The sequence below is a fragment of the Frankia sp. AiPs1 genome (genome assembly GCF_023716945.1).
In the GTDB taxonomy this organism is placed as follows: Bacteria; Actinomycetota; Actinomycetes; order Frankiales; family Frankiaceae; genus Frankia.
The window spans coordinates 1-5,370 of the sequence record NZ_JAMQQF010000420.1; the positions used below are offsets into that span (position 1 = coordinate 1).

Below are 5,370 nucleotides of genomic sequence, written 5' to 3' on the forward strand. Positions count from 1 at the left end.
GAGCCGGCGCGACCGCCTCCTGGGGCCCCGGTGCGTCCGCAGCCGCCGGCCCCGCCGGCCGGACCGCACCTGCCGGCCTGACCGCATCCGCCGGCCTGACCGCATCCGCCGGCCGGAGCGGGCCCGCCTCCGGCACGGCTGCCGCGTCCGTGTCCGACGACGGCCCGGCACTCGGGCCGCGGACCGTCCGTCGCCGGCTGTCGCTGGCGTCGATGCCGCACATCATCGACCACTGCTTCTACCGCCAACCGCCAGGTTGGCGCGACATGTCCGACCTGTTCCCGGTCGTGCCGATGACCGAGATGCTCGAACTCATGATCGCGCAGGCCGCGGAGCTGATGCCGGGCCGGGTGCCGATCGGCATCCGGGACGTCCGGGCGCTGCGTTGGCTCGCGATCGAGCCCGCCGTGGAGGTGTCGGTCGTCCTCACTCCCACCGGCCCCGACGCGGTTCGGGTGACGATGGAGGGCTACGCCCGCGGCACGGTCGTGTTCGCCGACGGCTATCCGCCGCCCCCGCAGACGACCGCGGCCACCGCCGACCTGCCGGCGGGCCCGACCGGGCCGATCCTGCCCGGCGAGCAGCCATCCCGCCACCAGGGCAGCGACCTCTACGGCGGGCACTTCCTCTTCCACGGCCCCGGATACCAGGGCATCCACCGCATCGAGGCGATCGCCGCGACCGGCATCCGTGGGCGGCTGCGGGTGCCGGCCGCGTCCGGCGCGCTGCTGGACAACGCCGGGCAGCTCTTCGGCTACTGGGCGATGGAGAACCTGCCCGAGGACTCGCTGCTGCTGCCGCAGTCCCTGTCCGACCTGAGCTTCTACGGCCCGGCGCCGGCGGTGGGCGACCTGGTTGACTGCGTCGTGCGGATCCGGCAGGTCGCCGAACGCACGGTGACCGCCGACCTCGAGTTGCGCCGCCTCGACGGGTCGCTGTGGGCGGTCGTGTCGGCCTGGACCGATCGGCGTTTCGCCAACGACGACGTGCTGTGGGCGATGGTCCGCGCCCCGGAGCTGCACAGCGTGGCCCAGCCTTCGGGTGAGGGCTGGGTGGTGGCACTCGACCGCTGGTCCGACTCGGCCTCGCGCGAGCTGATCGTGCGCCACTACGCCGACTCCGCCGACCGGGGCCGGCTCGCGGGCCTGAACCCGCGGGCGGCGCGCGGCTGGCTGCTGGGGCGCATCGCCGTCCAGGACGCCGTCCGGCGTTGGCTGTGGGCGCGCGGCGCGGGGCCCGTCTGGGGGATCGAGGTCCGGATCGGGCACGACGAACTGGGCGCCCCGCTGGTCGGTGCTCTGCCGGCGCGGCCGGGCATCCCGGCCGGCGACCCTCCGCGGGTGTCGCTGGCCCACAAGCCGGAGCTGGCGGTGGCGCTGGTGTCCGCGGACGGGCCGGTCGGCATCGACATCGAGCAGATCGTTGCCCGGGCGCCCGGCGTCGAGCTGGCGGCGCTCGCCCAGGTCGAACGCGACCTGCTCGACCGGGTCGCGGGCGACGATCCCAGCCGCCGGGCGCTGTGGTTCACCCGGCTGTGGGCGGCGAAGGAAGCGGCGGCGAAGGCCGAGGGCACCGGGCTCGCGGGCCGACCGCGCCAGTTCGTCGTCGACGGTCCGCACCGGCCCGGACCAGCCTGGGCCGCGGCCGACTGGGCCGGGCACGCCCCGCCCGAACTGGTCCGGGTCACCGTCTACGGGGACGGTCCGGACGGGCCGCTCCCACGGGGCTCTCGGTGGGTGGCGTTGCGTACGGTGGACGCCTCCGGCCGGATCCGGCCGGAAGGCGACGAACCCGGGGCCCCCGAGCCGGACCCGGGCGGCGCCGGCGGCGCAGCCGTGGCGACGGATGTGCGTTCCGCCACTGTCATCGGTCAGGATGCTGCCCGTGACGGCGCCCCCGCCCGGCGGGCGGGCGCCGCGATCTATGTCGTCGCCTGGACCTCCCCCGAGGTCGAGGCGAACGACCATCCCTGCGAGAAGGAGTAGCGATCATGTCTTTTCAGGAGACTGCGGGACCGGGCGGCGCGGGCCGGGCGGAGACCGAGGCGCGGGTGCTCGGCGAGGTCACCGAGGACCTGCGCGAGGTCATCGGCGAGGAGTACGTGATCGACATGGACATCACCTTGGAGACCACGTTCAGCCAGGACCTGGAGCTGGAGAGCATCGAGTTCGTGGCGCTCGCCGACCGGCTGCGGGAGCGCTACGGCGAGGCCGTCGACTTCGTCGGCTTCCTCGCCAAGATGGACGTCGACCAGGTGATCAACATGCGGGTCGGCGAGGTCGTCCGGTTCATCGTCGACAGCCTGCCGGCGCCCGCGACCGCCGGGTCAGCCTGACGGCCGCTCGGCACAGCATCCGAACAGCATCCATCGACAAGGAGGCAAGGTCCGTGGCAGAGGTCATCGCGAACGGCGTACGCCTGCACGTGCAGCGGCTCGAACCCCGCGGGGGCGCGTCCGCGGACTCGCCGATCGTCGTCATGGTGCACGGCATGGTGATGGACAACATCTCCAGCTTCTACTTCTCGCTGGGCACCTGCCTGGCCGACGCCGGCTGCGACGTCATCTGCTACGACCTGCGCGGCCACGGCCGTAGCGAGCGCACCCGCGGCGGCTACCGCCTCGCCGACTCGATGGCCGACCTCACCGGGCTGCTCGACACCCTCGGCGTCGACCGCCCGGTGCACGTCGTCGGCAACAGCTACGGCGCGACGCTGGCCCTGGCGTTCGGGTTGGAGTTCACCGCCCGCGTCGCGAGCCTGACGCTCATCGAGCCGCCGTTTCTCATCGAGGGCCTGGGCGAGGAGATGGCCCGCTCGCTGAGCCAGATCCTCGTCGCGATGACCGACGACGAGGTCGAGGAGTGGCTGGACAACGGTGCCGGCCGGGTGATCAACCGCGCCACCCGGGCCGCCCAGCGGCTGCTGTCCGACACGACGATCGCCACCGACATGCTGGCGACGCCGGCGTTCTCCGCCGAGGCGCTCGCCGCGCTGCCGATTCCGGTGCTCGCCGTCTACGGGGAGAACTCCGACATCATCGGGCAGGCCGCGGGGCTCGCCGCCCTGGTCCCCGAGTGCACCCTGATCGTGCTGGAGCACCACACCCACATGGTGCTGCGCGAGGCCACCGGCTACCTGCGCAGCCTGCTGGCCTGGTGGCTGTTCGACCGGGACACGCCTCCGCCGCCGTACGTCCGTGACACCGAACGGCGCTTCGCCACCCCCGAGTGGGTGACACAGATGGTGCCACCGCCCGACCTGAACGCCGGGCGCCGCCCGGCGGTCAACTGAGGAGCCGGCCGTGAGCCGCGTCCTGTTCGTCGTGCCGCCGCTGACCGGGCACGTGAATCCGGCCGTGGGGATCGCCGGGGAGCTCGCCGACCGCGGTCACGACGTCGCCGTCGCCGGCCACGCGGGGGTGATCGGCGGGCTGGTCCCACCGGGACTGCCGCTGCTGGCGTTACCGGAGACACTCAGCGAGGACGACCGCGCCGACATCGTCGCCCGTTCCCGGGCGCTGCGCGGCCCGGCGTCGCTGAAGTTCCTGTGGGAGGACTTCCTGCTGCCGCTGGCCGCGGCGATGGCGCCGGCGGTGGACGCGGCTGTCGACGAGTTCCGCCCGGATCTTCTGGTCATCGACCAGCAGGCGGTCGGCGCGGCCATGGTCGCCCGCCGCCGGCGGCTGCACTGGGCCACCCTCGCCACGACGTCGGCCGAGTTCGACAACCCGTACGGGGTGCTGGCCGGGCTCGGCCAGTGGGTCGCCGACCTGCTGCGGGACTTCCAACTCGCCCAGGGCGTGCCCGCCGGCGAGGCGGCCGCTGGTGACCTGCGGTTCTCCGACGAGCTCACCCTCGTCGCGTCCGTGCGGGAACTGCTGCGCGACCCCGAGGTGCCCAGCCACGTCGCCTTCGTCGGCAGCGCGGTCGGCCGGCGGGCGCAGACCGCGGCCTTCCCCTGGGAGTGGCTCGACCCGGACCGCGAGGCGGTGCTCGTCTCCCTCGGCACGGTCACCCGGGAGGCCGGCGGCCGGTTCCTGCGGGCCGCCGCGGAGGGCCTGCTGGGTCTGGCGGGACGGGCGCAGACCGTCGTCGTCGCCCCGCCCGGCCTCGTCGACGACCTCGCCGACGCCGCCCCCGACGACCTGCTGGTCGCCCCGTTCGTGCCGCAGGTCGAGCTGATGCCGAAGCTGTCCGCGGTGGTCTGCCACGCCGGCAACAACACGGTCTGCGAGGCGTTGTCCCGTGGGGTTCCGCTGGTCGTCGCCCCGGTCCGCGACGATCAGCCGATCATCGGCGAGCAGATCGCGCGCAGTGGCGCGGGCTTGAGAATCAAGTTCGGTCGGGCCGGACCGGCGGCCGTGCGCGCCGCGGTGACGGCCCTGCTAGACGATCCCAGCCACCGCCAGGCCGCCGGGCGGCTGCGCGAGGCCTTCGCTGCGGCGGGAGGGGTTGCGGCCGCCGCGGACCGGCTTGAGAAACTCGCCGCATGACATTTCGCCGGTGCCATCGCGCGGTGGTCGGGCCGGTTTGGGGCTGACCACCGTGCTCGACTGGCTGCCGGTCCTGGTCTGCGTCGGCCTGCTCATCAACGGGGTGCGCCTGCGTGGCCGGCTGCGCCGCCTGGAGACCCTGCCCGCCTCCGGCCGGCCGGTGGATCCCTCGCACGAGTTCCTCGTCGCCAACGGGGTGCGGCTGACCGACAGCGGGCGACGCGCGGCCAGCTACCACGCCAGTCGAGACAAGCTTGACGTCCTCGACCTCGTGCCCGGCGACCTGACCGTCGAACGCGCCCTCGATGTGGCCCGGATGGTCGACACCCGCACCTACCGCACCGACCGGTGCGTGCCCGGCCGCGGCGCCTTCCAGGCGCTGCTGGTCCGCTCGGAGATCCTCGACCGGGCCGGCATCACCCGCCGCGACGGCTTCGACCCGGTGGAGCTCGTCGACATCACCGAACGGCTGAAGACCTTCGCGTCCGGGTCGACCGACCTCGCCGTGCTGCCGGGGTTGCGCGCCGCCCGAGAGGACGCGGCGATGCGCGTGCGGGTCCAGCAGCGGGCCTACCGGTTCACCCGGCGCAACCAGCTCTTCCCGTTCGTGCCACAGCTCGCCACCGCCATCGGCGTGCACGTCAACCGGCCGTGGGGACTCGCGGCCACGGCGCTGTTCTGGTTCCAACCGTTCTTCGTCTGCGCCGGCCGGGTGCCGCTGTCGCCTCGTGACCTGATCCGCTCCCCGATCGTGCGCATCCTCAGCGGGCTGCTGTTCGTCATCGACTCGGTGCGCGCCGGTCGGGCGCAGGCCGCGAGGGCCGCCGAGGCCAAGGCCGCCGGGCTGCCCGCCGACCCGGTCAAGCACGCGGCGAAGC

Annotated in this window: 4 protein-coding genes and 1 pseudogene; all 5 read left to right on the plus strand. The window is 73.9% G+C overall.

Annotated features, from left to right (window positions below; translation table 11 throughout):
• On the plus strand, positions 1-1,985 hold a 1,985-nt coding region (locus ND748_RS24360), incomplete at its 5' end, for a 4'-phosphopantetheinyl transferase superfamily protein (protein ID WP_251748298.1).
• 5 nt (positions 1,986-1,990) lie between these two features.
• The gene (locus ND748_RS24365) at positions 1,991-2,335 is read left to right on the plus strand and encodes a phosphopantetheine-binding protein (RefSeq protein WP_251748299.1); all 345 of its coding nucleotides are present in this window, start codon (positions 1,991-1,993) and stop codon (positions 2,333-2,335) included.
• Positions 2,336-2,388: 53 nt separating this feature from the next.
• On the plus strand, positions 2,389-3,291 hold the full coding sequence (locus tag ND748_RS24370; RefSeq protein WP_251748300.1) for an alpha/beta fold hydrolase: 903 nt from the start codon (positions 2,389-2,391) through the stop codon (positions 3,289-3,291).
• 10 nt (positions 3,292-3,301) lie between these two features.
• Positions 3,302-4,492, plus strand: coding sequence for a glycosyltransferase (locus ND748_RS24375; RefSeq protein ID WP_251748301.1), 1,191 nt, complete (start codon positions 3,302-3,304; stop codon positions 4,490-4,492).
• Between the two features lie 52 nt (positions 4,493-4,544).
• A pseudogene (locus ND748_RS24380) lies at positions 4,545-5,370 on the plus strand (methyltransferase type 12); the annotation flags it as partial.